Genomic DNA, 26,206 nt, shown 5'->3' on the forward strand with positions numbered 1-26,206 from the left:
CAGGGCGCGCGGCGTGGGCGCGTCCTGCATGCCGGTGGGCGTGAACATGCCGGTGCCGGGCGCGATGGCAGACGGGGCAACGCCCTGGCGATGATGCGGCGTGTTGTCGGGGTGCGACAGACGGCCGGCATGCATCAACTGGATGAAGATGCGGCTGCCTTTGTCGTGCACCGCCGCCGTGATCTTCCGCCATCCGGCGACATGGGCTGGCGTGTAGATGCCAGGAGTCGAGAGATAGCCTTGACCGTCATCCGAAGGCTGAGTGCCTTCGGTGACGATCAGGCCAACACCAGCGCGTTGGGCGTAATACTGCGCGGCAAGATCACCGGGCGTGCCGTCGAACTGTGCGCGGCTGCGCGTCATCGGCGCCATCACGATGCTGTTCGGGAGGTCGTAGCGCCCGACGCGGACCGGGGAGAATATCTGGTTCATGGGTGTTCCTTGGATCTGTCGTGTGCGTGTGAGGTGTAATTCAGGCGATGCCGGCGCCGAGCGCGGGGAAGACATCGCTGAACAGCAGGCCGATCAGCTGCTGGCCCGATGGCGTCGACCAGTCCTGCGCGATCTCTGCCATCAGCGTGTTCGTGGCGGTGAGCACGACACCGGCATCGTGCATGCGCTGGCGGGCGAACTCTTCGGAAAGCTCGCTGGGGGACCCGGAGGCATCCATCACCGCTTGGACGGCAAAGCCTTCGAGCGCCGCGTCGATCGCCGGGAAGATCAGGCAGACATCGGTGGTCACGCCGGCCATGATCAGGTGCTTGCGCCCCGTGGCGAGCACGGCATCGCGAAACTCGGGATAAGCCCAGGCATTAACGACGCCGGGTCGCTTGACGCGCTCGTCATAAGCCTCGGGCAGGATCGCGGCGATCTCGGGCAGGATGGGGCCTTGGGCGTTCTCTTCCTGGCTGGACGTTATCACGACCGGCATGCCCAGGATGTTTGCCATCTTGGCAAGGGCGATTGATTGCCGCGCGGCAAGGTCGCGGTCGATGTTCTTGATCAGCTGCATGGTGCCGACCTGATGGTCGATCAGGAGCAGGGCCGCGTTTTCGGCGGTCACTCGAGCGGGGATCGATTGCGAAGCCATGGTAGTGTTCCTTTCTGATCGTAGGATGGAGCGGCAAGACCGCGTGCAGTTTTGGGTGGAAGGTCAGGTTACAGAGTGAGATCGGCGACGCGCTGGCGCGCCTCGTCGAGTGCTGCTGCGCTGGCGAGCATGAGCGGGCCGAACGAAAACACGGGTTGGTTGAGTTGCGCCCCGCTGATGATCGCCAGGCGCGCAGGCCCTGAGCCGGGAGCGATGTCGATCTGATCGTCGCGGTCTGCGGCGAAACCAATCGCCTGTGTCATTTCCAGCGGCATGCCGTCGATGGCGACCGCGCCTTCGAGGACGATGATGATGCCGCCCCAACCTTCGCGCACGGCGATGCGATGCGGGGCCGTCCCGTCGAGCGCGATTTCCTCGATCCGCACAGGCGACGGAAGGGCATCCGCAGCATCGCCGAGTGCCGTCCCGTCGACCGCGATGCGGCTTTCCCAGCCAGCGCCGCTGCGGCGCTGGACCAACCCTGCCGGGACCGGGAAGGCGGCAGCGGGATCGTCCTGGTTGGCCGCGGGCAGATTGATGAAGATCTGGAGGCCGTGCACGGCCCCAGCGTCGGGGATCGGCGTTTCTTCGTGCTTCAGCCCTCGCGAAGCCCGGCTCCAGTGGAGACCACCGGGGAGAATGTCTTGCACCACGCCCAGGCTGTCTCGGTTTATGAAGCCATTGGGAGAATCTGCGAACAGATAGGTGACAGCTGAAAAGCCAGCGTGCGGGTGGGGCGGGAACGTCGGACCACTCATCTCGAACCAGTCGATGTTGAGCACGGGATCGATGAGATTGGCGAACGCCTGACGGGGATACTGGCGCGCAGAGAACGCCGCGCCGTGGCGCATCTGGGTGGGAGTATGGACAGGCGAGAAGGTGATCATGGCAAGGTCCTCTTGCTGGCGTGATCACTGTATGTGCCGTTCGGTCTGTCCCGATAAGATTTGCGATTGAGAATACATTGTCTCATTATCCGAACAATGAAACCGTCACTCGATGATCTTGCGCTCCTGGTGGCCATCGCCGATCAAGGCAGCTTCACGAGCGCTGCCACCCTGCTGGGCCTGCCCAAGTCCACGGTCAGCCGCAGGCTTGCGGATCTCGAAGTGCAGTTGCGGACATCGCTGTTCCGTCGTTCCACGCGGGCGCTTTCGCTGACCGATGAAGGTCGGCGCATCTACGACATGGCAAAACCTGCGATCGCCGCTGCAGACCTTGCCGCGCAGGCCATTGCGGAACGTGGCCGGGCCGTGGCAGGTCGGGTTTCGCTCACCACCACCGCTGCGCTTGGCCAATATCTGGTCGCCCCGCATCTGCTCGGGCTGGGTCAGCGTTATCCCGACGTACAGATCGATCTGCGACTGACCGAGCGGCGCATCAACATCATCAGCGAGGGCATCGACCTCGCAGTCCGCATGGGCAGGCTCGATGACAGCAGCCTGATCGCGCGGCGGCTTTGCTCGTTCACCCGCCTGATGGTCGCGGCGCCCGCCTATCTGGACAGTGCCGGGGTGCCGCAATCCCCAGCGGACCTGACCTCGCACAACGCCATCGTCACCAGCGCGGCGCTCGACACCTGGCGCTTCGACGATGGCTGGGAATGTTCGGTGAGATGGCGAGTGGCGGCGGGCAACATGCTGGTCGCGCACCAGTTGGCGCAAATGGGCCATGGCATCGCCCTTCTGCCCGACTTCATGATCAAGGAAGACCTGCGAACGGGACGGCTCGTTCCGCTGATGCCGCAGCACCCCGTAGAGCAGGCCGACGCATGGATCGTGAGCAGCCCACAGCGATACAAGTCCCTGGCGGTGCAGACCGTCCTGCAGCATCTGGTTGACGCGACAGGCATGACCGCTTTCGGCTAAGCTTCGACGTTCCAGACTTTCAACCTGAGCGACCGGGTGTGGTCGCGTGCTGCAGGAAGCGGAACGCCGCTTCGTGGGACTTTGCTGCCATTCCCTACTTGATCGTTGAATGTCGGCTTACACCGAGAGCCGACGATCGCACTTAATACTGTACCGTCGATGCTCTAAGACTTGCGTTTGGCCTCGCAGATGCTGTCTGCGTTGGGTCCGCCAAGCTTTGGCGCTCGAACAGGATCGAGACTTGGTCCGAGGACGACGAATTGTGGAGACGACTGCGCTACCACGAAGCTAGTTCCCGGATCCATGACCGAAGTGTGCCCCGCCAATTTGGATTTGCATCATTCTGCAAAATCACGCTTCAGTACATCGAGCAATAGCCTGAGATTTGCCATCTGCGCGAAATTGGGCGCGCGACCAGCGGTCACGTTGTTGAAAATCTGCTCGTAGCGTTCGACAATCGTTCCGAGTTTTGCTGCAAGATCGCTTTTCGAAGCATCGGCTTGGCTTGTAGCGCCTTGGCCCTCGGGCCTATCGTAAAGAGTTCTTTCCAGATCGCGACGCCGTTTGATTTCGTCGGCCAGTTCCTGCTCTAGGTCGGCGAGCGCCATGCTCCTCATCACCACGCGCTCGTCAAGCGCGGCGTTGGCACGGCGCAAGTCGTCGGCGGATGTGCGCTTGTCAATATGGGTCTCGATGCGAGCTCTAAGGACGTCGAAATCGATCGGTTTGGTCACATAATCGTCTGCGCCGGCACCCAGAGCCTCGATCGTGGCGCCGCTTTCGGCGCGAGCCGTAACCATAATCACAGGGAGATCGCGCGTTCGCAGATCGCCGCGCAAGTGTTGCAGCACCTCGATGCCGTTCATTTGCGGCATCATGTAATCGAGCAGGACCATATCGGGCAACGCCACTGCAATCCTGGCAAGAGCCGAGGCCCCACTATCCACGCTATCGACTGCATAACCGAACCGTTCCAGCCGCCGACAAAGCACGGCCCGGTTCGCCTCCATGTCGTCCACCACCAGAATGCTTCGCTTCGGTGCATGATCTAAGGTTGGTGCAATATCGTTCATGCTGCAAATCCTTCGATGTCACTCGCATCGGCTTCAACGAAGACTCCACCCAGCTTCCGAATCTGACCCGTCAGCATGCGCGGTGAGAGGCCGTTTTTAGGCAGAAGCCGAACGATCTTTCCGTCGAGCTGCCGCGCTTCCTGCTCACTGAGGACCTTGCCCGTAACGACGATGACTGCTGGCCGTTCGTCCTCGGGCATACGGGCTATGCGCTCTATTAACTGGAAGCCGTCACCATCGGGCATACGCAAATCCGTCACGACAAAAGCGAACGCGCCCTCGTCCAGAGCTTGCGCAGCCGCAGTGCCGCTGGCGGCCATGTGGGTTTCGTACCCCATCTGGGCGAAGCCCCGGTTGTACAGGCGGGCAGTGGCGACGTCGTCCTCGACGATCAGAACACGGCCGGTGTGGCGATTGGCGTACTGCTTGAATATCTCTGTCATGTCCTCGCGGTTGAATGGCTTGATCAGATGTTCGGCCGCACCGGCTGCCAGTGCGCGCCTGCGGTCATCGTCCACCGTCACAACGACCGTCGGAATCGCGTTGAGCGCCGCATCCTGCTGCAACAGTTCGAGCACTTGCCAGCCGTCGCAGCGTGGCAGTTCGAGATCGAGCATGATGACATCGGGAACAACCCGGCGCGCCAAATCTATCCCAGTCAGCCCATCGTGGGCAAGTGCCGTCTCGTAGCCGAACCGCTGTGCCATGCGGAGCAAAAGCTGCGCGGCGCTGGGCTGATCCTCAATGATGAGCGCGAGCGGCATGCCCATGGTCCGTCTGGGGCTGGCGTGGCTGGACTGTTCCGCAGGCCTTTGCTGCGCGGCATCTTGTCCGGCTTGCTCGTCGGGCACACACAAGTCGCGTTTTACGCGCAGCGTGAACGTCGACCCTTCACCGGGGGCGCTGTCGACCTCGACCGAGCCACCGAGCATTTCCGCAAAACGCCAGGTGATGGTCAGGCCAAGGCCAGTTCCGCCATATGTACGCGTCGTGCTCGTATCGGCCTGCACGAATGGTTGGAACAGGCGGTCGAGTTCGGCCGGCGCGAGGCCTATCCCGGTGTCCGATACGGCAAAGACAAGCTCATCTCCCTCAACGCGGCCCAAAATGAAAATCTGCCCGCCTTCGGTGAACTTGCACGCATTCGATCCCAGATTGAGCAGGCATTGGCGCAACTTGGTATAGTCGGTGTTCGCTTGCTGAATCGCCGGGTCCATCATGACCTGCAGGCGATTGCCACGTTGAGCAGCGATCGGTTCGAGCATCCCGGCCACTTCGTGAAGCAGGCGTGAGGGATCGAACTCGTGGACATCGACATCCATCTTCCCTGCCTCGATCTTCGACAGATCAAGAATGCTGTTGATGAGAGCCAGCAACTGGTGCGCCGAACTGTGGATCCAGCCCACGTCCTCGCTCGAGCGCGGCATGTCGATTGTCGCGAGTTCCTCGCGCAGGATTTCCGCATATCCGATGATCGCGTTCAACGGCGTGCGCAATTCATGGCTCATGTTGGCGAGGAACTGCGACTTGGCGACGTTGGCCTTCTCGGAATCGTCACGGGCTTGGCGCAATTCGTCGGCCGTTTCCGACAGAGCGGCGTTGCGATCCTCAATCTGGCCGAGCATCGAATTGAAGCTCGTGCTGATCGTGTTGAAATCGGGATCGGCGTCGGCTGGCAGGCGCACGCCATAATCGCCCGATGCGCTTATGCGGTGCATAGCCCCTACCAGCCGATCGATCGGGCGATAGGCGATGCGGCTCATCCAGCGGGTCAGGATCAGGACGATCGCGAACGAAAACAGGGAAATCTGCAGGGCCACGCCCGTGTTGTCGACGAGGATGTCGAAAAAACTGCGGTAGTGGACGCCAATGCGCAAGCGACCAACCGGCTCGTTACCGGCCGCTATCGGGTATTCGAGCGTTCGGTCCCAATTGATCTTGTCATTCCGGGCGCCCGGCGTTGCCGAATATGTAGCAAAGACCTTTCCTTCCCGAGTCAGCACTTCGACCCAGCCGATGTCCTTGATGCCTGCGACTGTCGCGATCGTCTCGCCGGTCGCGCGCTGGTCTGCAAAGAGAATGGCCGGGACGACGTTGGCCGCAAGGATCGACGCCGCCTGCTGATGACGCTGTGCCGCCTGCCTGCTTTCGGTCGACCATTGCAGGCCGATGAGCCCCAGCATGGCAAGCAGCAGCGCACTTGCCACGGCAAGTCCGGTCAACAACGACAGCTTGGTCCGGAAGGACAACTGCGCAAGCGTTTTCTCGACCGAACCACCTCGCATCAGCGGATCGTCCGTGAAGCGAGACGGAGCAAGCGGGAACTGATGGTCACGCCGGTTTCACTTGCGGTACGAAGGTTGATCTCGAACCGTATCTGCGCGCCGGTCCGAACCAGCCCAACTGTTCCGCCCGCACTTGCGAAGCCACTGCCGTCACCGAGGAGGAGAGCGCCACGCTGCTTGACGCGGGCAATGGCGGCAGCATCGCCGCTGCTCAGGAACACGGCATCGCAGCCGGCGCCCGAACTACCGTCGAAGTAACGGTAGATCACCTGGCGGTTTCCTGCGCGCTGGCCGTTCAGTCCGGCCAGTTCTGTCGCACCCGCAGCGCCCCGCTGGCCGCACAGCACAAGAGGCTGGCTGGCTGGCTTTCCGGGAAATTCGACGTAGCGCAAGATGTTGAAGACGATTGCCGCCTTCAATGCGTTGGGGCTCGACACTTGTGCCACCACAGGTGCGCTGACGGTGCTCAGCGTCGCGGCAATAGCCAATGCGGCTTTGGGAAGGGAACGCATCTGCACCCTCCTCAAAACCGGTAACGCAACTGGCCCGACACCGCGCGGGACACAAAGGCCTGCGGTGCGGGATAGTCTTGCTGGTTGAATTCGATGTGGCGGGCGTGCAGCAGGTTGGTGCCGACAAGCGAAAGTTCGGCGCCGTTTGGCAGGCGATAGGTCAGGCGCAGATCTGCAGTTGTGTAGGCAGGAATGTTGCCCTGCTCGAGCCGTCCCACATGTCTGAGCTGCGTATCGATCGAGAAGGCATCCCCGATGTCAAAGTTGTTGCGCAGCGCAAACTGGTGTCGTGGCGAATAGCCCAGCGGAAACAACAAGGTCGACCGTGCACCGGTCGACGGGTCGATGCCGAGTTCGAAGTTGAAGTGCGAATAGTTGAGGGTCGCCTTCCACCATGGCGTGACATTGCCCGCCAGAGTCACCTCGCCACCCCATGTGCGTGCTGTGCCTGAATCCTGGAAGTCGACGTCCGCCTGGATGCCGACAGGGAAAGGAACATTGGGCACGAAGATGAGTTTCGTGCTTTTAGGAACGTTGACCGTCAACGACTTGTAATTGTTGTAGAATCCGGCAACATCCAGCGACCAATTACCACTCAGGTTGACGCGAGCGCCCGCCTCATAGGCGATCAGAACTTCGGAATTGCGGTCGTTCACGCCGTTTAGGGTTGTGTACACCGGCAAAGGTGTGGGATTGTTGGGTGATCTAGGCAGCGTTACGAACAGCGCGAGATGGGCATTGCGTTCGAACCGCGACGGTGTGCGCACTGCCCGCGATATGGCGCCCCACAGGGACAGGTGTTTCGCCGGGCGAAGGAATACACGCGCGCTCGGCTGAACTTCGAAGCCCGTAAAATTGTTGTTCTCGACTTTGGTGCCAAGTGTGAGGCGTAGCATTTCGGGAATGAGCGTGATGTCATCCTGGAGATAACCGCTGATCCAGCGGTCCGTCGCCGAAAGGTTATCGAACCGCACATAAGGCGTCTGCGTGATGTCGTCGTGCAGCAAGCGGGCGCCGACGCCGAAGCTGACATCGTGCATCTCGCTTGCGCGCCAGTGCAGCCCCAGATCGATGTCAGCCAGTTGCCACAGGACGCCGACGCCGCCGAATTCGGTGCGGTTGAGCCGGTTGTACTGTGCCTGCAGCGACCAGTCGAGGTTGTCGGACTGCCGCCGGGTCCACCGACCGAGCACGTTGAACGACTTGAAGGCGTTCTCTGCCTGGAACTGGAAATAGCCCGGCGCAAACAGGTTGGTGCTGGGAAGGCGGAACGGTGTATCGAACTTGCCTTCACCATATTCGGCCTGGACGGTGTAGGCGTTGCGCTCGTCGGGCTCAAAATCGACCCGCAGGCCGCCGGAGCCACCAGCCCAGCGTTTGCCGATGTCGCCGCCCTGTTCATCGATTAGCCCGTCGTCGTGTCGATAGCTGCCATAGGCACGATAGCTGAGCGTGTCGGACAGGCGTGACCCGTGCGAAATGCTGACATCCTGCTGGCGCAAGCCGCCACGGACATCGACCGCTGTACCTCCGCTATCGGCGCTGTGCTTGGTGATGATGTTGATCACGCCATTGGAGGAGTTTGCCCCCCACAACGCAGCACCGGGACCTCGAACCACCTCGATGCGTTCGATATCGCTCATCGGGACCATCAACTGGTCCCAGAACACGCCGGAAATGGTCGATATGAACTGCGAGCGACCATCCACCATGACCAGCAGCGAGTTCGTCAACCGGCTGTTGAAGCCTCGGATCGAGACCGCGTAACCGCCGTTTGCCAGACGGCCTACCTCGACCCCCGGCACGCCGCGCAGCAGGTCCGGGATCGTGGGTGCAGCAGAACGCCGGATTTCGTCCTGCGTGATGACATAGACCGAAGCGGTGGACTCGCTCACGCGCTGGCGCTTCTTGGCGACGGATGTGGATTCGATCGTCAGAAGGTCTTCGAGCGGAACGTCGAGAAGGCTGGCGGGCGCGGAAGAGGCATCGCTGGCCGGACTGTCGTTCGTCTGCGATCGAACATCTGCGACATCCTGTGCCCGAGCTGCAACCGGCATCGCCAGAAGCGACAAGGCCAGAGCTGATCCGGCGAGGGCGACAACCGATGTCGATGACCGCGTTGCGGGGGATTTGGGCATGATCTGCATGGCTGATTCCTGTCAGGCAGCGCTGGTAAATTTCACGCCGAGATCGGCACGGGGGGATTCCCCGATCATCTCGCGCAGTTTTTGAAGTTTCATGGGTCTTGCGGTGAAGAAGCCCTGCACCAGATCGCAGCCCATGGCCGATAGAAGTTCAATCTGCGCTTCGGTCTCCACACCTTCGGCCACCGTGTGGAGTCCCAGGCTGTTGGCCATGCTGAGGATCGTCTGGACCAGCACGCGTGCTTCGGGTTTTAACGTCAGGTCTTTGAGCAGAGCCTTGTCAATCTTGAGCCGGGTGATCGGCAGCGTCGTGAGCAGCGCAAGGTTGGAGTAGCCCGTTCCGAAGTCGTCGATCGCGATCGCTACTCCCAGGTCGCTCAGGCGACGCAGGCGGTCTGCTGCAAGTTCTGGATCACGCAGTGCGACCTCTTCGGTAACCTCTATCTGGAGTAGGTGCGGCGGCACTTTCCAGCGGTTGAGCGCAAGCTTTACTGTCGAGATGAAGTCGATACGCTCGAGGTGGGTTGGCGAGATGTTGATCGAAATCTGGAGCTGAATGCCGCTGCGTTCGAACTCGGCGATGCGCATCACCGCCTCCCCGATCACCCACTCCCCGATCGTCGGAACCATGCCGGTGCGATCAGCCAGATGCATGAAGTGCCGGGGGAGCAGAAGCCCCCTGCTCGGGTGGGGCCAGCGGATCAGGGCTTCGGCCATATCGAACGACTTCGTCCGAAGATCGTAAAGAGGCTGATAGTAGAGTTCGAAATTGCCGCGATTGGCGGCATCGCGCAGTTCCTGTTCGAGCACTGCTGTTGCCCGCGCCTCTTCGTCGAGCGAGGCATCGAAAATCTCGAAACGCCCCCGTCCGGAACGCTTGGCATTATACATCGCCGCATCGGCCGCACGCAGCAGGGTGGCATAGTCGGTGCCGTCCTGTGGCGACTGCGCAACTCCGACACTCGCGCCAATGCAGACCGAATGTGCGCCGATCTCGAAAGGCTCGGCGAGCGCGCGAACTATGCGCGCTGCCATGCGTGGCGCGAGCGTGGCGACATCGGGATGAGCCATGAAAAAGACGAATTCATCACCACCTAAGCGGGCCAGAAGTTCGAAAGAACCTTCTTGGAAAGTTTGCGTTGCGTCGCGGCGCACGGCAAGCTCTAGCCTATCTGCTGCTGCGCGGAGAAGACCGTCGCCCACCAGATGCCCGAGCGTGTCGTTGATCGCTTTGAAGCCGTCCAGGTCGATGAATAGCAGCGCGACCGGTCTCTTCGTCAAAAGTGCGGAGATGTACGGCTCGACCCTCTTCTGGAAATGCGCCCGGTTGCAAAGCCCGGTCAGTCCATCGAAGTGCGCGGCTTCGCGCAGAGCGTCCACGCGTTGTTGAACTCTTGCGGCAAGGTCGAGCAGAACCTTGCGGACTTCTGGCCGATCGCCGAATTGTCCCGCGTTGCTGTCCGGGTCGAACTGGCCATTGCCGACAGCGACTACAGCTTCCAGCAGTTCGGCAAGATCGCCATCGCTGCGACAGCGTCGATGCAGCACGAACGCAATCGCGCACATGTTTGCCAAAGCCATAACGACCAGAGTCGAATACAAGGCGAAGGTCGGAGGAGAAAGCTGCACCAGCGCCAGCGCGACGAAACAGGAAGCACCTAAACCGAGTCCGCACAGGCCTGATTGTCGATTCAGGACGATCAAAATCCGAGCCTCTCCTGCTCCGCTGCGATGGTGCAGCAAATTCGGCCCTACCAGCGCCTAGTAAATATTTTCTTCACCTGATCGTAGAACTAAATACAATCTTACTTTGTAGATTGCTTCGACAACAAGAACATAGCTGAAGATGAATTGTCCGACATGATGATTTCGCGCGTTAAATGCTTAATATTTACAATAAAACTACATAAGGATGTTTGCTTAGGCCCGACTTGACTGTTTTTGCACGCAACAAGGTTAACAGTATCGTATGGAAAAATTTCAGATACCTTTCGTCGCCTGCGCTACCAGTGCCATTGTGGCCGGCCTTCTTGCTGTCGCTCCCACAGCGGCGCACGCGGCGACCGCGACCGATACCATGGCAGTTTCCGCGACAGTGCAGAGCGCATGCATCGTGTCTGCCAACGCGCTAGCATTCGGATCCTACAATCCAACATCTGGCACGAATCTGGATGCCACCACGACGCTTAGCGTCACATGCACTTCAGGCACGTCCTATACGGTCGGCCTGAGCACCGGCAATGGCAGCGGCGCCACCGTTGCCAATCGCAAGTTGACGAATGGCGCCAACTCCTTGAGCTACGCGCTTTATCAGGATGCTTCGCGGACGACGAACTGGGGCAACACCGCCGGCACGGATACGCCTGCCAGTGCAGTAGCCGGGTCCAGCGCCACGTCGCTCACCGTTTATGGGCGTGTCGCTTCGGGTCAGAACGTACCGGCAGGCACTTATACAGACAGCGTTACTATCACGGTCAATTACTGATGCGCTTTAGTGGGCCCCTTCTGCCATTCGCCGCCATGCTGGCGATGTACGCACAATCGGCCCAGGCCGGCGCACTTCGCGTCATGCCTGTGCGTGTCGAAGTCGCAGCTGGTCGTCAGTTTTGCGCGCTAACGCTCGGCAACGACGCCGATCGGCCGGTTACGGTTCAGGTGCGCGGCTTTGCATGGACGCGCGATGACACGGGTTTGGACACGCTTGATCCGGTGGATGCACCTGTCGTCAATCCTGCGATCATGACTATCCCCGTTGGCGGAAGCCGTCTGGTGCGCTGCAGCCTTCCGCGCCAAGTTTCGGACGGGAAATCGGAGCAACAATGGCGGCTGATCGTCGATGAGCTGCCATTGCCATCGTCCGAAGTGGCGCCTGGCACCGTGCAAACGCTGCTCCGCCTGTCGGTGCCGGTGTTTCGGACAGCCGACCACGCAAAACCTCAGCTCGAATGGTCGATGCAGACTTTGCCCGACAAGGCGCAAATCCTTCGGATCACCAATTCAGGCACGCGCCGTACGCAAGTGATCCGGGTGATGCTGCATCTCCGCAATGGCCGGGATGTTCCACTCGATCGCAGCTTTTACCTTCTAGCCAAGGGGGCGATGATACTGCGCGTCCCGACAGGAATCGCGACCGAAGTCTTGTCAGTGACGGCAGAAACCGACCTTGGCACCCTCGCCGTAGTTTCCGGTTCGGGATCAGATGGCGCGCCAGACAGCAAGCTGGCACTTCTGCGTCCTTCAGAACGATAGAAGCAAGGCCGCGAGCGCAGCGTGTGCTGTCCAAGCTCCATATCTGCACCGCTTTGGCCGTGCTTGCGCTTTCGTCGCCCGTAATGGCCCAGGCAGATCCCACTGACCCGCAACCGGTCGGTCTTATCCTCAACGGCATGGCCACGGCCGAGCCAGGACTGCTTGTCATACATGATGGGCGTCTTCTAGCCCGAGTCGAGGATCTGCGTCAGCTTGGCATCGAAGCTGCTTTGACAATCGGCGTCCTGCCGATTGATGGACAGGACTATGTGGAACTGGGCGGGATCGCAGGCCTTTCGGCGCAATTCGATGCCGAGCAGGCAAACCTGAAGATATCCGCCAGCCCCGAGGTTTTCCCCCATCTCGCTTTCGCACCGCAAGATACGCGAATACCGCGTTCTCCGATCCTTCCGGCACAGTTTCTGGGATACGATCTCGCTTTGTCCTCATCGGGTGCAAAGGCACGGATTTCGGGGCTGCTGGACGCCGGCCTGTCGGGTAAGTGGGGGGTCTTGGGGAGTACATTCTTGCTGACCGGCAAGGGCCTGCACACTGCCAGACTGGACACGAGTTTCAGACGCGAATTTCCCGACCAGCGCCTTCGTCTGGTGCTGGGCGATACGGTCAGTCGGCCGGGGCCGGGCGGACAGGCGTTGCGCTTCGGCGGATTCCAGTTCGGCACCGACTTCGGGCTGGACCCGCAGGCGATCAATTTTCCCTTGCCCGTGGTCGGCGGCAGCACAGCATTGCCTTCGACGGTGGAGTTGCTGTCGCAAGCCCAGCGACAATCCTACGACATCGCTCCCGGGGCGTTCGACGTCGCCTTGCAACCGCGCATGACCGGTGCCGGGCAAGTGACGATGAACATCCGCGACGTGGCCGGAAACTCCCGGCAGGTTGTGCGCAACTTCTACACCAGCGCGGATCTGCTGCGCCCCGGCTTGACCGATTTCAATCTGGAGGCTGGAGCGTTGCGGCAGGATTTCGGCGCGGCCAGCAACCACTATGGCGCGTTTTTCGCTGCGGTCGGCGTGCGACACCCGTTGGCGTCGTGGTTCACGGCGCAGGCGCGCGTCGAGACCAGCGCAGATGCATCGGTCATCGGCTTCGGGGGTAGCTTTGTCGCCGGCGCGCTTGGTGAAGTGAGCGCTGTCGGTTCGCTTTCTGCGGCGCGCGGAAAGACCGGTCATGTCGTGCGCGTCCAGGCACGACGTTCGACGCCGACTTACAGCCTTTCGGCCAGCGTCGAGACAACATCGCGAGATTTCCAGTCGCTCGGCCAGAGCGTGTTTCAGACCGGCGCGCGCCGCGAAATCGCACTGGCTGCCAGCGCGTCTCTTGGCAGGGCAGGCGGCATCAATCTGGCTCATGCTCTTCTGGAGGAGGGCGGCGGAACGCCTTCGGCGCGCAGCTTCTCGATGACATCGGCATCGTACAACGGAAATGTTCTGGGCGGAGGCCTTGGCGCCGGGGTGCAACGGACAAGCTGGCGTAGCCCCGACCGTGCCGGTACGTCCTGGTCGCTGTTTGCCAGCTATACAATTGCGCTCGGCCCGCGCACGCGCGTCTCGCAATTTGCCGAAACCGGGCGTCTGGCCACGACGTTCGACATGTCTCTGCCCGACGGACCGGGGTATGGCCTGCGCGGTCTGGTCGGCGAAGATCGCGGCGCGCCTTGGCTCGAAGGGGCACTGGCCGTCCGCACGGCGGCGGGCGATTTCGGCCTTCAGGCCAACAAGCGCGGGGAATTTTCAGGCATCCAGGCCACGGCGAGCGGCGCTATCGTTCGCGTGGGCGACACCATGCTGGCAACGCCGCGCCTCGACTATGCTTTTGCGTTGATCGACGTTGCAAGCGACGAGACCGTCACGGTGATGGTCGAGAACCGCGAACTGCCACGGCAGGCGGGCGGCGGACGGAAGGTCATCGCCACCGGGCTTCAGCCTTATGCGCCCAACCACATCGGCATCGATGCCTCGAGCATCGCAATCGACGCTGCCCTGATCTCTGCCGATGCGCTGGCAACGCCCGGATGGCGCCAAGCTGCGGTAGTCCACTTCGGTGACAGCGGCCGTCAACCGGCAAGCTTCCGGTTGGTGGACACGACAGGACGAGCGATCCCTGTCGGAGCGACTTTGCGATCGCCGACTGGGACCGGCATCGTCGGGTACGATGGCGAGGTATGGATGGACGACCACACGCCGGGCGATGCGCTGATCGTCATGCTGTCCGATCGGCAATGTCGCTCGTTCCTGCCGGCGACCAGCCCGGCGAGCGCGCAGGGCCAGATACCAAGGCTGCTGTGCGAACCCTATATCGAGACGGAGGCCGTGCTTTGAAGCCATCGCGATCCATGCCGCTTGTGGCAGCGCTCCTTGCTGCGGCTATCCCTGCGCCTGCCGTGGCGGGATGCCTGGCCTGCAGCTGCTCTGCATCGACCACCAACCTGAACTTCGGCACGTACAACCCGGCAAATTCCACGCCGACACAGACGACATCGACTGTCACAGTCGGCTGCTTTTCGATACTCGTCCTGATGGTCGGCACCCTCGATGTCGGGCTTAGCGCCGGAACATCCGGCACTGCGGCTGCCCGGACGCTGGCCAACGGGACCTCGCGGCTCAATTACAACATCTATCAGGAGAACGCGCGCTCCACCGTCTGGGGAGGGCTCAGCGCGGGTGGCCTGTTGCAAACCTTGTCGATCAATGGCGTGCTCACTTATACCAGAAACATCACCGCCTATGGCAGCATCCCGGCGCGACAATGGGTGAAGCCGGGCACGTATTCGGATAATATAGTTGTGACGATTATTTACTGAAACTGCGCCAACGCATTCGCCAAGAAAATTGACTAACAAAACATGATGTGTCTTTACTCAACGGTAGAACTATCCTGATCGGCGGCTTCCGGCAGGACCTGACGTTCACTGAGCATAAAAAGAACGACCGACTTTGCGAAGGGTTTCGGGCGCTTGCGTACGAAAGCCTCCAGTGCAGGAACCCGCGGCCCCCACGCGCTGGTCTATGGGTAAAGCGGCTTTGGGATGGTTCTGGAGGGTAAGCGCTGCCGCTGCGGAAGTGCGGCCGCCGGCCGGATCAGCGTGATTTCGTGCAGCGTCAGACCGCGAGCGGCGGCTGTTATGAAGTTCGCTGTGCCCTGGGCCCGACGTAATTCCGGGATGGGCACGCGCTGGGTCATCGGCCAATGCGCCATGAGCGTGACCGTCATGCAGGTTGGGCCATGCCAGATCATGGCGCGTGTCTCTGGGCTGGGAATGCTGCCGTTGGTGGTGCGCGCGGTTGGCACCAGCGAGCGAAGGTTTCGATAATTGTCATGTGCCCGCCGCAACATGGGCATGGCGGGCGATGATCGGGCTGCTCGCCGGGTTCGGGCTCCTCGACAGGTGCAGCGACGCCCAGCAGCCTGCGTGCAAGCGCCATGGTGCCCTTGTGCGCTGAACTGGCGAGCAGGCCATAATGCCGGATGCGGTGGAAGCCGCGCGGAAGGACGTGGAGCAGAAAGCGGCGGATGAACTCGTCAGTCGCAAGCGTCATGGCCTGCTGGCGTTCAGGAGCAGCGCGGCGGTAGCCGGTCGATGAACCCCGCGCTGCCCGTCGCCTTCTGGGCCTTGTCGATGATGTTCGTCATTACACCTGGGGCCGATTGGGCATATGCCATCTCGGCCGGCCTTCTTCTTGGGCATCTGATGGCAACGCTGATTGTTGCGGCGGGAATCGGGGCGCTGGTCACCAGCGTACCGCGCAGTTACCGCGCTGACGCTGATTGGCGCAGCCTATCTCCTGTGGTTGGGTATTGGCCTCATCCGAAATCCGCCGGTGCCGACTGCCGCGGCCGACGCCGGCTCGATCTCATCGGCGCGCTGGATCGCCAAGGGCTTCGGGGTCAGCGGCCTCAATCCGAAGGTGATCCTGCTATTCCTGGCGCTACTGCCGCAATTCGTCGACACCATAGCGGCGTGGCCGATCCCCGCGCGGATCGTCGGATAGGGTCTGGTCCATGTCGTCAATTGCGGTGTCGTCTACGTGGCTGTTGGCAACGCTGCGCGTATGGTGCTGCGCACCCGGCCACCAGCGGCCAAGGCGGTCGGCCGGGTGTCGGGCGCGGTGATGCTCTGCCTTGCGATCGGGTTGAGCGCGGAGGCGCTGGTGCGGTAATGGCGTGTGCCGTGAAGCGACCATCCATCGTTATCCCGAGTTTGAGCGCATCACACTGCCGGACGCCAATCGCTGTCCACCTCTCCCGTTCGCAGGATGAAGGATGCTAGCGATCTTCGATCGACTACTAAACTAAAGTGCTCGGAAAGGGCGCGTTGCAGATCGTCCGATTTCAGGAAAATCGGCCTCTGCCCAACATGAAATGATCGTCCGGCTTTGCGAAGGGTTTCGACGCTGACACCGAGGCGCAGGAGCGGCAGCTTGTGTCCCTTCGCGTTTTGTAGCCTACCGTCCGGATCGTCCGCAACCTGGTTCATTCACGGTTGAAGACTGCCAGATTCACACCGCCTGCTTGGTTTGCAGGATCATGCGCGCGGCGGCCACTCGACTCAGAGTTCAGCACGGCGTCTATCGATGCTCGACTTGTAAGTTGTTTCCAACGCAGGATGACAGAGCGCACGTAATTTCTCGTTTCAACAATTCGCGGAATTTTTCCGTTTGCCAGAGACTTGCGCGCGGGTCCGGCATTGTAAGCCGCCAGTGCAAGGTCCACCCTCTTGAAGCGATCGATCTGCTGTCGAAAATAGCGCGCGCCCCCACGAAGATTAAGCCAGGGATCGAACGTCCGCACAATGCCAAGGCTCCGCGCCGTCGCCGGCATCAGTTGCGTCAGCCCTTGGGCTCCTGCCTTGCTGACAGCGTCATGGCGATATGCAGATTCCTGTCCAACCAACGCGTCCAGGAGGTTAGCGGGCAAGCCTACCTCGCAAGCAACCTGCTGGATCGCTGCATGGTGGCGGAGGCGCCGTTGCTCGGCTGCCAATGATAACCAGGGTGCCGGCCTATATTGCGCGTAAGGGCAGATATGCCCGGTAGGGGCACTTTGCACGTTGGGCACAAGCGGGCGTGGCACAATGGCGAGGAACGAGCGCATGGTCGGCAGGACTTGCTCCGGCTTTGCGCTTGCCTCGCCGGAAAGGATCGCCTTTTCAGGTGGAACTGGCAGGACCGCAAAGCCCAGGACGGCCGCTTCGCGCGCGCTGGCCGCGTCCAGCACGGTCGCCCAAAGTGCAGCCACAACGATAATACGATACATGAAACGCCTCCAGCGGGTTGCGCTGGACTGGCGGGAATTGCGCGAAAGCATTTAGACGCGTTTGCGTCCTTCGTGTCAAACCGCGACGCAGGTGCCCCTCCGTCGCGAGGTGTCAGGCTGGCTCTGGTGCGGCTTTTGCTCGAAGCTCCGCGATCCTTTCAGCGCAGATGGCATGCACTATCCTCCCCGGTTCCTCGACCTGTTCGGCGATCCAGGCGAGCTCCTCGGCCGTTATCCGGTAGTGCTTCGAATAGCGCGCCTTGACGTAGGCTTCCTTGAGCTTCTCGAACATCGCCCGCTGCTTGGGATTGTCGCTCGGCCAGACGTTCACTAGCCGGCGATCAACGCGCTCGGCCTGTGTCCCTGGTAAGCCCAGGTTGTGAACGCGCGGGGTGTAGGTCACTGTGAGAAGGACGCAGTGGTAGAGGCTTTCAGTAGCCTGATGGAGCTCGAAAGCGGTTTCCTTTAAGTGGCCTTTTCCAAGTCCCGAGCGAACCAAATCGTAGCGACGCAATGCGGCCGGATACCACTCATCTAAAGACTCACCTGCCATGGCAGGGCCTGTTCGGGCGTCATGGGCTTGAGCCTGGTGCGGTTCCTCCTTATCGGCCTGGTAACGGGCAATCCGTCGCTGGCGACGTCAATGAAGAAATAGCGTCCATGCGCCAGGCCATCGTTCACTTCGCCCAACGTGTGGACGATAAATTTCACAGGCGTCTTGAGCGTTCCGGTAACGCTGTACTAGCGCATCAGGCGCTCATCGCGCTGCGACCAGTACTCTACCCGGTCGCTCAGCCTTGCGTCATTGACCACGATCAGCAAGTCGTAATCGAACTTGTAGCCCTTGGCCGTATGGGGTTTGTCGATCCGACCGCCCCTCGCATAAGATCCGTATAAGAGAACCTTAAGTACACGCCCCGGTTTTTTCCGATCCCGCCGCGAAAGCGTGAAGCTGTCCTCTTACTTCTCCAAAACCACTTGGACTACGCCCTCAAATTCACGCTGCTTGTTTGCTGGAGGAAGGTCAAGAGCGGTCCGCATTGCTGGGCCAGCCCAGCACCTTGTCATGAGCCATGCACGATTGTGAAATAGACTTGACCGACTGAATTGTTGCCTTTTCTTTTCGGCCATGTTCTACATGGCCGCATTGACCGGTTGCGATCAGCCGAAACCGGTCGGGTGCGAATTTCAATAGTGCATGACCGGGTCGCCGTTGCGTATGTCCAGGCCGAATGGCTAAAGGCTGCGGTGTGTGAACCCAACTCGCATTCCATGCCCCGGTCACGCCAACCGCCTTCAAACCTTTCAAAATAAGCACATTATAAAATGGCTGATGAGCAGTGTGCGCCACATCCTCGGGGCTCGCGACAATGGAGTCGCGAACGCAAAGCAAAGAGGATCATGAACATGACCGAAGACACCCGCACCGAGACCGTGATCGACCTCGGCGAAGCCTCGACCACGACCAAGGGCCAGGCAATCGTCGAACTCGACGTGAGCGGTGGCAACCTGCGTTTCCTTCCGGGCATTTCTGCCGAGTGAAGGCATTGGGGCGCATGCCTGATGGCATGTGCCCTTTGGCCACACTGCCATGCCCGCCCCATTGCCATCCCTTTCCTTTTGCATGATCGGCGACACCGCGATCTTTCTGGACCTTGCCGGCGATCGTTATTTTCGGCTGACATCCCAGAAGAATGCCGCCTTTAGGAGCCGGCTTTCAGGCTCTGTGGCCGGCCGCAATGCCCTGATCGCGGCAGGGCTTGACGCCCGTGCAGACGCAGCGCCGGTCACAATGCCCATCCTGCCTGTCACCACGCGCCACAGGCCACACGTCCGAGCGAGCTTCAACCCGGCTTGCCTGGTCAGGACCATCATTTGCCAGCGCCGGATTGAACGGCATCTGAAATCACGGGGCCTCGCTGCAGTTCTCGAAGATCTGCACATGAAACTGCACTCCTCCGCGCTTGCGCCGGTGACAGACCAGGCCCGTGCGCTGCAGATCGTTGCGGCATTCGATCATGCCCGGCTTGTCCGCAGCGCGGTCGATCGCTGCCTGCCCCGATCCATCGCGCTTGCGCAGATGCTTACGAAAGCCGGGTATCGCTCCCAGGTGATCGTCGGGGTCAAGCTGCAGCCTTTCGCCGCGCATTGTTGGGTCCAGTCGGGCGGGATGATGCTGAACGAAAGCCCCGAAGAAGCGGCGCGCTATACGCCGATCCTGATCCTGTGACGCCGATCCGTTTTACCATGCGCACGTCGCGGCGCGCAGAGCGCCAGGGCATTACACTGGTCGATGCGATCACCCCGATGGGGCACGCCGAAACGCTACCCGCATCGCAGTTGCTGGTTGCCGATCGCGACCACCTGATCAATCTTGGTGCTGTCGGCTTTGTCATAGGCTATCTTTTCGACCGCAGTAGCAGCAAGCGTCTGCGCAAAGCGCCGCAGACCCTGATCGCCCAAGCCGATGCTCGAGACACAGCAGACTGGCTGATCCGGGAGTGCTGGGGTGCTTACGTGGCACTGCTCAATAGCCGGGGTACGATGGAGATCCTGCCGGACCCGTCCGGCCTGCTGCCATGTTATGTATCGTCGGACGAGAAGCACATCGTGTGCACCAGCGATCTCGACATGATGGCGCGATGCGATCGCCGGCAACCACAGGTCTCCTGGGAATCCCTTGCGGTCCATCTGCAACGTCCGGACCTGCGCTCTGCCGCGACGTGCTTGTCCGGCATCCAGGAACTGGTCCCGGGTCATATCCACAGCCTCGAAGGTCTTGATCGTGCCGATCGAACTCTCTGGGCGCCTGCACACTTCATGCCCCCGGACGGGCCGTTCGACTTCAAAGACTTGTCCGCCCGCCTTCAGGAAGTTTCGAAGGCGGTGATCAGAGCATGGAGCCAGTTATCTTCGCGCACGCTGGTAGCGGCATCAGGCGGGGTCGATTCCTCGCTTGTTGCCGCCGCTCTTGCGGACACCGGACAGGATTTCGGGTGCCTCACCGTTGCAACCCCTGATCCCAGTGGCGACGAGCGTGCTCATGTGAGGGTGCTGGCCCAGCATCTCGGGGTACCGCTGTTCGAAGGCATCTACGCCCCAGAGCGCATTGATCTCGGCATCGCTGTGTCTGCCAAGGGGCCGCGTCCGGTCGGCAAGGCGTTCATGCAGGAGACGCGTCGAATGGCAAGTGAGGCGCGAGAGGCCCTCGGCGCCGACGTGGTATTCGACGGCAATGGCGGCGATAATCTGTTCTGCTACCTCCATGGCGCAGCTCCGGTGCTCGATCGCTTGTCATGCGAAGGCTTGGGTCGCGGTACCTTGGCCACCTTGCTCGACATGTGCCACGTGACGGACATGACAGCACCGCAGATGGTTCGCGCCCTTTGGCGTCGCGGAAAGCGCGCAAGCACATTTGCACCCTGGCCCGCCGACACCAGCCTGCTGAGCGTCGATCTGATCCGTGCCGTTGAACCCAAACCCTTGCGCAACTGGGCTGATCAGGTGCCAGCCCGGCATCCAGGCAAAGCCGAACACCTGAGGCTGCTGCTGGCGACGCAGAACCATCTCCATGGTGCAGGCCCCTCCCCCGCATTCGCGCAATTCTCGCCGCTACTGAGCCAGCCCCTGATGGAGTTCTGCCTTGCGGTCCCGACATGGCTCTGGTGCACCGGCGGCATCAACCGTGCACTGGCACGGGCCGCCTTTGCGCAGACCCTGCCCGCCAGCATTGTTGCCAGAATATCCAAGGCCGGCCCTGACAGCCTGATGCATTCGGTCTTTTATCGGAACCGGCAGCTGATCCGGGACATGCTCATGGGCGGCCTGCTGATGGATCATGGAGTGCTTGATCGTCGCGCGATCGAGCAGGCATTGAACAGCTCAGCGGATGTCACAGACGCGACGCTTTATCGCTTGCTCGACCTAACTGAAGCGGAAGCCTGGGCGCGTTCCTGGATCGGGTAGGTCATCCTTCAGCCACATCGCAGCTTGTCCTTTCCTGGGGCGCCACGCATCGCGCTCCATCGCTCGTACTGCCCCTGCTTGGCGGGAGAACAGTCCATTTGGTGTTTGAGCCAGAAGCTGAACCAGTCGACCGTGCGCTCGTAGATGGCCAACCGATGTGCCGGCTGCCATTTGAAGTGGGGCTCATTGTCGAGCACGATCAGTTCGATCGCCTTGCCGCGCTTGCGAAATGCCGAGACGACATCAAGGCCGGCTTCGTATTCGCTGTCGCCGGTCTGGATCAGGATCGGGACATCAACTCTGTCGGCATTGAGCACAAGCGACATCGGTTTCCAGAACGCGGAGGCATCGTCCTCGAAGAAGCGATAGCCCATTTCGCGACCGAACCTTTCGAAATAAGGGCCAGCGCCAAGCGCGTAGGCCATCATGTCCTCGCAACATGCCCCGAGGCTTGCTGCCTTGAACAGCGAGGCGTTGATCAAGGCCCACTGGGTTGTCGATGTTCCGTCGCTGAAGCCGCTGATGCCCATCCGATCCTTGTCGATCGTGCCCGTTGCGACCGCTCGGGCGAGTGCCGTGTCGAGGGACGACTGGACATTGCGCCGGTCGAGCCAGTCGGTTCTGTTTCGTTGACGCAGTTCCACCTCGGTTTGGGCTTCCATGACCCATGCCGGAAAGTCCGGCCGCGCAAAGCTCAGGACAGCAAATCCCTTCGCGGCGAGCACCTGGACAGGGACTTCATCACCCGTGCCGCCGCGAAGGAATCCGTCGCTGCCGTACTGGACGACAACGAGCGGGTGCTTCTCGCCGGGCTTATGACCCGGCGGAAGGACGAGATCGGCATAGCTTTCGACGCCATAGGCGTTGCGAAAGCGCAAGCGCTGGACAGACCCGAGCCGCATGGTCTGCCAGTCCTTGTTCGGGTCGTAGATTTCTCGCTCGGAGCCTGTCTCCAGATCGATCGCGACAAGGCGGCGCGGGTGGGTGGCCCCTTCGCGCGCGCAGATCAACTGCGGGGCCTGCATCAGACAGCCGATCAGCGCATCGTCGGTCAAAAAGACACGGAACGGCGCGGCTGCGTTGAGCGGCCAACGCAGCAATGCCGTCTGGCTCTGCCCCCACCCCGTCTTCTGCAAAACGTAGAGTTCGTGTCCTGTAGCCGACCACCACAGATGGCGTGCGCCGTCGCATTCGACTGCGCTACATATGCGCGTTGATCCATCGGCAAGCCGCAGAACAATCCGGGTGGGGGCAATCAACCGGTTCGGGGCCTTGCTCTCGATCCAAGCCGCTGCCCCTGATGCCGTTGCGGACAATCCTCTGGCTCCTGCCGGGATAGGGAGATCGTCCGGTGTTCGCTTGCGCCCCGTAAACAACGCCCTCTCCGCTGTGGTAGCCTCGCGCGCTGCGCCATCGAGGCCGACCGTCGTATAAGCCGATGGCATGGGATCGGTGGGTAGTGGATGATCAGCGAATTGCGGTGAGAAGCGATCGTCGAAGACAAAGCCGGAGCGGGCTTCCTCGCCAATACGCGCCATGGCTTCGCGCAAGGCGGGACGGCTCGCCGTGACGATCTGGCTGCCATCGGGCGTCCAGGCAAAGTCTTCAACATGATCAGGCAGATGACTGAGCTGGCGTACCCCACCTGTTCCGTCGGCTTTGACCAACCAGACTTGCGTGAGGTTGTCCACCTGTTTGAGGAAGGCAATCGTCCTGCCATCGGGTGACCACTTTGGCGTGATGACTTTGGCATAGCCCGCGGCAATCGCCGGGAAATTGCGCAACTGGAATGTGTCGCGGATAAACGCGCCGCCGCGATCAAGTTCCCGCGGCGGCGCGCCCTCCCTGTCCAGTGCCAGCACGAGCAGTTTCTGGCAGAAGGCATTGGTACGAGGCTCGGCGCGCCGGACAACGAAGGCCATTCGCCTACCGTCGGGCGACAAACCGAATGGGCTCGGAGACTCGTTCGGATCCGACCGACCAATGTCGCCAATGGTCGCAAGATCGAAAGCGCTGACCCTACGGCCTGCCGCCGGCTTGCTTTGAACTTCAACCGTGTCGAAGGCAGCACAGGGATCGACGCTGGCAGCCATCACCGGCATGGCAAACGGCATGATCGCCTGGGCCACTAGCAGCCCCGCAGCGGCGACCATTACCAGCGCCTCGAGACACCGACGGCCATGAAACGACCGATCGGTGAGTAGTTCGTGGAATCGTAAGGCGTATCGGTCGGACCGGTGGTGCGGATCACCTGCGGTTTCCGGTTCAGCACGTTGTTCACGACCAGTGACAGAGCGAGGCCTGGCTCCTCATTCGCTCCCGGCAGGACCTTATAGTGCAGGGCAAGATCGAGCGTTGCCTGGGGCGCTATTCGGGCAGGCGATGCAAAGCGCCGATCCGCCAGAGCGCCGATATAGTTGAGGTAAGCCGAGCCCGAGAGCTGCTGCGACCGATAGCTCACGCTTGCTCGGGCCCTAACCTTGGGCGGATTGAACAGCGCGCCCGAAAGGTCCGTCTGCGGAAGATCGGCGCTCACCTGCTGAGCGCTGTCGAGCCAGGCACCGGCGAGATTGAATCCGAGCGAGCGACCCCGGCCGAAGTCCCGGCGCCAGTTCAACGTCGCATCCACACCCTCTATGTTCTGTACGGCAACGTTCAGATTGCGGTTGTCAACGAGCGCCACCACATTTGCCGGATCGTAAGTCCGCCCGGAAAAGTTCTGGAGACCGAGCTGGGCTCCGCCCACGAGGTCGGCAAGTAGGCTTGCCGAAGGATCACGATCGATCAGCGAAGCATATCCCGGGTCGGTAAAGGCTGCTGCGATCGAACCGGCAATCGGCTGCACGACACGGTCGCGGTAGCGAATGTTAAAGTAGTTTGCCTCCAGCGAGAGCTCGGGCAGGCCTGCAGGCTTGAACACAAATCCGGCGGTCCAGCTCCGCGCGCGTTCAGGTTTCAGGTCCGGGTTCCCGCCGCTGGCATACATGACAGTCTGGCTCCCCGATCCGGCTCCGAAGGCTGCCGCCGGCAGCAGGTACGCCTGGTAGCCGACATATTGCTGGTACAGTGTCGGCGCCTTGAAAGAGCGCGCCCACGACGCCTTGAGGGTCAGGTCGGTTATCGGCGCGTAAATCAGGCCGAGACGTGGCGTCGCCAGTCTCGCCATGCCGGGATAGTCCTCGTAGCGCAGAGCGCCCGTCAGGGTCAGGCGCTTGATGCCTGCCAGGTCCGCATCCGGTCCGACGAACGGCAGGTACACTTCGCCAAAGGCGTAGATGCTGTGGCGGGAAACGTCGAAAGCCTGTTGTGTCGCGCCATTGACCAGACGGGTGAAGGCCATGCCGTTATCGCGGTAACCGCCGCCGACCGCCAGCCTCGCAGCGCCGCCCGACAGCGCAAAGATCGGGCCGCTTGCGTTGAATTCGGCTGAAACGGCATCGTTGCAGTAGCAGCCCGATGTCACGCTGGCACTGCCGCCGGACGGCGCGAAGGTGGTATGATATTGCGTACGGTCACGACCATATGCGCCCGAGAGCTTGACCAGCCAGTCGCCGCCCGCATTGAAGGCCAGTTCGGGGGCGAGAGAGAACGTCGAAACGCGTGGCCCAAAGACATATCGCGCGGCACTGGTGCCCCCCACGGTCCTGGAGCTGCGCCGCGCCAACAGCGCATCGAGACTGAACGTCAACCTCTCGCCAATGTCCTGATGCAGCGTCGCGATCCCGGCGTGCCGGGTCTGCGACGGAAACAGCGAAGCCTCGCCATCAAGTGTGGACGCGTAGCGGCGCTGGCGCGCTGCAATCTCCGCGTTGTGCGCAAAGTCGTAGGCGAGCATGACTCCGCCGCCTGACCAGCGGGCACCCGCAACCGCGTCAGCCTGCTGCCGAAAGTAGCCACCATCGCTGGCCGCCCCGATCTGTGCCGACGTTGCAAGACCTGAATAGTCGCGGCGCAAGATGACATTGACCACGCCTGCGACCGCATCCGAGCCATAGAGCGCCGAAGCCCCATCAGGCACGACCTCGATGCGTTCGAGAGCGGCAACGGGAATGGCTGAAATATCAACCCCGCCAAAAGCCGAGTCATAGGGCAGCCGGTGGCCATTGAGCAGGGTGAGCGTGGCATCGGGCCCCAGCCCGCGCAGGTTTGCGCTCGCGGCGGAATTGACGTTGGCGTTGATCAGGCCCGCACCCGTGCCAATGCCAGGGTTCTGTCCGCCGCTGAAATTCTGTGGCAGCGCGCGTAATGCTTCGCCCGCATCGGTCTGGCCTGCGGCCACGATCAGGTCATGCGACAGCTTGATCACCGGGGCCGCGATTTCGGCTCCGCGGATAAGGGAGCCTGTGACAATGATCGGTGCCTCGCCCTCCGGGTCAAGCGAAGCTCCATCCCGCTGACGGATCAGGATCGTTCGGTCTGCAAAGCTTGCCTGCAGGCCCGAACCCGCCAGCAGGGCGGTGGTAGCCTGCTCGACGGTCATCGTCCCGCGCAAGGCGGGCGAGCGCAGGCCCGCAATTGCCTCAGACGGGACGTAGACCTGCCAGCCGGCCTTTGTCGCGACAGCCATCAAGGCACTACCGAGATCCTGTTCGGCCAGATCGAATGTGTAGCGGGCCTCTTGCGCAACGACAGCCTGCGGCAGAAGAACTGTGGCGGCTCCCAGCAAGGCTGCGAGATGGCGGGCGATGATAGTCATGGCTCAATCCCTCATGTGCGTTCCGCACGCATTTGGCGGTGCGGTGGAC

22 protein-coding genes and 1 pseudogene are annotated in these 26,206 nt (G+C 61.5%); 10 read left to right on the plus strand and 13 right to left on the minus strand.

Annotation, left to right across the window (positions count from 1 at the left end):
- The 3 genes from OVA07_RS00005 to OVA07_RS00015 all read right to left on the minus strand — a co-directional run.
- On the minus strand, window positions 1-432 hold a 432-nt coding region (locus OVA07_RS00005), incomplete at its 3' end, for an oxidoreductase (RefSeq protein WP_442789600.1).
- Window positions 433-472: 40 nt separating this feature from the next.
- A complete protein-coding gene (locus OVA07_RS00010) occupies window positions 473-1,090 on the minus strand; it encodes an isochorismatase family protein (protein ID WP_268169436.1) in 618 nt (205 codons plus the stop codon).
- A 68-nt stretch (window positions 1,091-1,158) separates the two neighbouring features.
- Window positions 1,159-1,977, minus strand: coding sequence for a pirin family protein (locus OVA07_RS00015; RefSeq protein ID WP_268169437.1), 819 nt, complete (start codon window positions 1,975-1,977; stop codon window positions 1,159-1,161).
- Window positions 1,978-2,073: 96 nt separating this feature from the next.
- Here OVA07_RS00015 and OVA07_RS00020 point away from each other — a divergent pair, with 96 nt between their 5' ends.
- Window positions 2,074-2,958: a LysR family transcriptional regulator gene (locus OVA07_RS00020; protein ID WP_268169438.1), complete on the plus strand. Its 885-nt coding sequence runs from the start codon at window positions 2,074-2,076 to the stop codon at window positions 2,956-2,958.
- Window positions 2,959-3,296: 338 nt separating this feature from the next.
- On the opposite strand, the gene OVA07_RS00025 is transcribed toward OVA07_RS00020, so the two are convergent.
- The 5 genes from OVA07_RS00025 to OVA07_RS00045 form a co-directional block, all read right to left on the minus strand.
- Window positions 3,297-4,031, minus strand: a complete 735-nt coding sequence (locus OVA07_RS00025; RefSeq protein WP_268169439.1) for a response regulator — start codon at window positions 4,029-4,031, stop codon at window positions 3,297-3,299.
- Window positions 4,028-6,316, minus strand: a complete 2,289-nt coding sequence (locus OVA07_RS00030) for a response regulator (RefSeq protein WP_268169440.1) — start codon at window positions 6,314-6,316, stop codon at window positions 4,028-4,030. The genes OVA07_RS00025 and OVA07_RS00030 overlap by 4 nt, the downstream gene beginning before the upstream one ends.
- Window positions 6,316-6,828, minus strand: a complete 513-nt coding sequence (locus OVA07_RS00035; RefSeq protein ID WP_268169442.1) for a YfiR family protein — start codon at window positions 6,826-6,828, stop codon at window positions 6,316-6,318. The genes OVA07_RS00030 and OVA07_RS00035 overlap by 1 nt, the downstream gene beginning before the upstream one ends.
- 11 nt (window positions 6,829-6,839) lie before the next feature.
- Window positions 6,840-8,900, minus strand: coding sequence for a TonB-dependent receptor plug domain-containing protein (locus OVA07_RS00040; protein ID WP_268169443.1), 2,061 nt, complete (start codon window positions 8,898-8,900; stop codon window positions 6,840-6,842).
- Window positions 8,901-8,987: 87 nt separating this feature from the next.
- Window positions 8,988-10,676, minus strand: a complete 1,689-nt coding sequence (locus tag OVA07_RS00045) for a putative bifunctional diguanylate cyclase/phosphodiesterase (protein ID WP_268169444.1) — start codon at window positions 10,674-10,676, stop codon at window positions 8,988-8,990.
- A gap of 373 nt (window positions 10,677-11,049) precedes the next feature.
- Here OVA07_RS00045 and OVA07_RS00050 point away from each other — a divergent pair, with 373 nt between their 5' ends.
- Genes OVA07_RS00050 through OVA07_RS00065 form a run of 4 tightly spaced genes read left to right on the plus strand, consistent with a single transcriptional unit; the run spans window position 11,050 to window position 15,042 of the window.
- On the plus strand, window positions 11,050-11,457 hold the full coding sequence (locus OVA07_RS00050; RefSeq protein WP_268169693.1) for a Csu type fimbrial protein: 408 nt from the start codon (window positions 11,050-11,052) through the stop codon (window positions 11,455-11,457).
- Between the two features lie 35 nt (window positions 11,458-11,492).
- Entirely contained in the window at window positions 11,493-12,221 is a 729-nt protein-coding gene (locus tag OVA07_RS00055) for a fimbrial biogenesis chaperone (protein ID WP_268169445.1), read from the plus strand.
- Window positions 12,222-12,244: 23 nt separating this feature from the next.
- Window positions 12,245-14,560 carry a fimbria/pilus outer membrane usher protein gene (locus tag OVA07_RS00060; RefSeq protein WP_268169447.1) on the plus strand — a complete coding sequence of 772 codons (2,316 nt, stop codon included), beginning with the start codon at window positions 12,245-12,247 and terminating at the stop codon, window positions 14,558-14,560.
- 14 nt (window positions 14,561-14,574) lie between these two features.
- Window positions 14,575-15,042 carry a spore coat protein U domain-containing protein gene (locus OVA07_RS00065; protein WP_268169448.1) on the plus strand — a complete coding sequence of 156 codons (468 nt, stop codon included), beginning with the start codon at window positions 14,575-14,577 and terminating at the stop codon, window positions 15,040-15,042.
- Window positions 15,043-15,472: 430 nt separating this feature from the next.
- On the opposite strand, the pseudogene OVA07_RS00070 reads toward OVA07_RS00065, so the two are convergent.
- Window positions 15,473-15,811 (minus strand): annotated as a pseudogene (locus OVA07_RS00070) (transposase); the annotation flags it as partial.
- Between the two features lie 132 nt (window positions 15,812-15,943).
- On the opposite strand from OVA07_RS00070, the gene OVA07_RS00075 reads away from it, so the two are divergent.
- Both OVA07_RS00075 and OVA07_RS00080 read left to right on the plus strand, forming a co-directional pair.
- The gene (locus tag OVA07_RS00075) at window positions 15,944-16,231 is read left to right on the plus strand and encodes a LysE family translocator (protein WP_268169449.1); all 288 of its coding nucleotides are present in this window, start codon (window positions 15,944-15,946) and stop codon (window positions 16,229-16,231) included.
- Window positions 16,232-16,267: 36 nt separating this feature from the next.
- Window positions 16,268-16,399, plus strand: a complete 132-nt coding sequence (locus OVA07_RS00080; RefSeq protein ID WP_268169450.1) for a hypothetical protein — start codon at window positions 16,268-16,270, stop codon at window positions 16,397-16,399.
- A gap of 313 nt (window positions 16,400-16,712) precedes the next feature.
- On the opposite strand, the gene OVA07_RS00085 is transcribed toward OVA07_RS00080, so the two are convergent.
- Both OVA07_RS00085 and OVA07_RS19065 read right to left on the minus strand, forming a co-directional pair.
- Entirely contained in the window at window positions 16,713-17,495 is a 783-nt protein-coding gene (locus OVA07_RS00085) for a lytic transglycosylase domain-containing protein (RefSeq protein WP_268169452.1), read from the minus strand.
- A 112-nt stretch (window positions 17,496-17,607) separates the two neighbouring features.
- Complete coding sequence (locus tag OVA07_RS19065; RefSeq protein WP_326493073.1) at window positions 17,608-18,048, minus strand: HEPN domain-containing protein; 441 nt, start codon at window positions 18,046-18,048, stop codon at window positions 17,608-17,610.
- A gap of 854 nt (window positions 18,049-18,902) precedes the next feature.
- On the opposite strand from OVA07_RS19065, the gene OVA07_RS00095 reads away from it, so the two are divergent.
- From OVA07_RS00095 to OVA07_RS00105, 3 genes are read left to right on the plus strand one after another with little or no spacing between them, the layout of a single operon-like run.
- The gene (locus OVA07_RS00095; RefSeq protein WP_268169453.1) at window positions 18,903-19,037 is read left to right on the plus strand and encodes a benenodin family lasso peptide; all 135 of its coding nucleotides are present in this window, start codon (window positions 18,903-18,905) and stop codon (window positions 19,035-19,037) included.
- Between the two features lie 49 nt (window positions 19,038-19,086).
- A complete protein-coding gene (locus OVA07_RS00100) occupies window positions 19,087-19,725 on the plus strand; it encodes a lasso peptide biosynthesis B2 protein (protein WP_268169454.1) in 639 nt (212 codons plus the stop codon).
- On the plus strand, window positions 19,722-21,461 hold the full coding sequence (locus tag OVA07_RS00105) for an asparagine synthase-related protein (protein ID WP_268169455.1): 1,740 nt from the start codon (window positions 19,722-19,724) through the stop codon (window positions 21,459-21,461). The genes OVA07_RS00100 and OVA07_RS00105 overlap by 4 nt, the downstream gene beginning before the upstream one ends.
- 8 nt (window positions 21,462-21,469) lie before the next feature.
- On the opposite strand, the gene OVA07_RS00110 is transcribed toward OVA07_RS00105, so the two are convergent.
- Both OVA07_RS00110 and OVA07_RS00115 read right to left on the minus strand, forming a co-directional pair.
- Window positions 21,470-23,614: an Atxe2 family lasso peptide isopeptidase gene (locus OVA07_RS00110; RefSeq protein ID WP_268169456.1), complete on the minus strand. Its 2,145-nt coding sequence runs from the start codon at window positions 23,612-23,614 to the stop codon at window positions 21,470-21,472.
- Entirely contained in the window at window positions 23,614-26,157 is a 2,544-nt protein-coding gene (locus OVA07_RS00115; protein ID WP_268169457.1) for a TonB-dependent receptor, read from the minus strand. Before OVA07_RS00115 ends, OVA07_RS00110 begins: the two co-directional genes overlap by 1 nt.
- Between the last annotated feature and the right edge of the window lie 49 nt (window positions 26,158-26,206).

The sequence above is a fragment of the Novosphingobium sp. SL115 genome (genome assembly GCF_026672515.1).
Classification (GTDB): Bacteria; Pseudomonadota; Alphaproteobacteria; order Sphingomonadales; family Sphingomonadaceae; genus Novosphingobium.

Coding starts and splice junctions, on each gene's coding strand:
- OVA07_RS19065 (WP_326493073.1), bottom strand. CDS start 18,048: ATGGCAGGTGAGTCTTTAGATGAGTGGTATCCGGCCGCATTGCGTCGC.
- OVA07_RS00115 (WP_268169457.1), bottom strand. CDS start 26,157: ATGACTATCATCGCCCGCCATCTCGCAGCCTTGCTGGGAGCCGCCACA.
- OVA07_RS00035 (WP_268169442.1), bottom strand. CDS start 6,828: ATGCGTTCCCTTCCCAAAGCCGCATTGGCTATTGCCGCGACGCTGAGC.
- OVA07_RS00050 (WP_268169693.1), top strand. CDS start 11,050: ATGGCAGTTTCCGCGACAGTGCAGAGCGCATGCATCGTGTCTGCCAAC.
- OVA07_RS00100 (WP_268169454.1), top strand. CDS start 19,087: ATGCCCGCCCCATTGCCATCCCTTTCCTTTTGCATGATCGGCGACACC.
- OVA07_RS00110 (WP_268169456.1), bottom strand. CDS start 23,614: ATGGTCGCCGCTGCGGGGCTGCTAGTGGCCCAGGCGATCATGCCGTTT.
- OVA07_RS00065 (WP_268169448.1), top strand. CDS start 14,575: ATGCCGCTTGTGGCAGCGCTCCTTGCTGCGGCTATCCCTGCGCCTGCC.
- OVA07_RS00095 (WP_268169453.1), top strand. CDS start 18,903: ATGACCGAAGACACCCGCACCGAGACCGTGATCGACCTCGGCGAAGCC.
- OVA07_RS00015 (WP_268169437.1), bottom strand. CDS start 1,977: ATGATCACCTTCTCGCCTGTCCATACTCCCACCCAGATGCGCCACGGC.
- OVA07_RS00030 (WP_268169440.1), bottom strand. CDS start 6,316: ATGCGAGGTGGTTCGGTCGAGAAAACGCTTGCGCAGTTGTCCTTCCGG.
- OVA07_RS00025 (WP_268169439.1), bottom strand. CDS start 4,031: ATGAACGATATTGCACCAACCTTAGATCATGCACCGAAGCGAAGCATT.
- OVA07_RS00020 (WP_268169438.1), top strand. CDS start 2,074: ATGAAACCGTCACTCGATGATCTTGCGCTCCTGGTGGCCATCGCCGAT.
- OVA07_RS00055 (WP_268169445.1), top strand. CDS start 11,493: ATGCTGGCGATGTACGCACAATCGGCCCAGGCCGGCGCACTTCGCGTC.
- OVA07_RS00010 (WP_268169436.1), bottom strand. CDS start 1,090: ATGGCTTCGCAATCGATCCCCGCTCGAGTGACCGCCGAAAACGCGGCC.
- OVA07_RS00085 (WP_268169452.1), bottom strand. CDS start 17,495: ATGTATCGTATTATCGTTGTGGCTGCACTTTGGGCGACCGTGCTGGAC.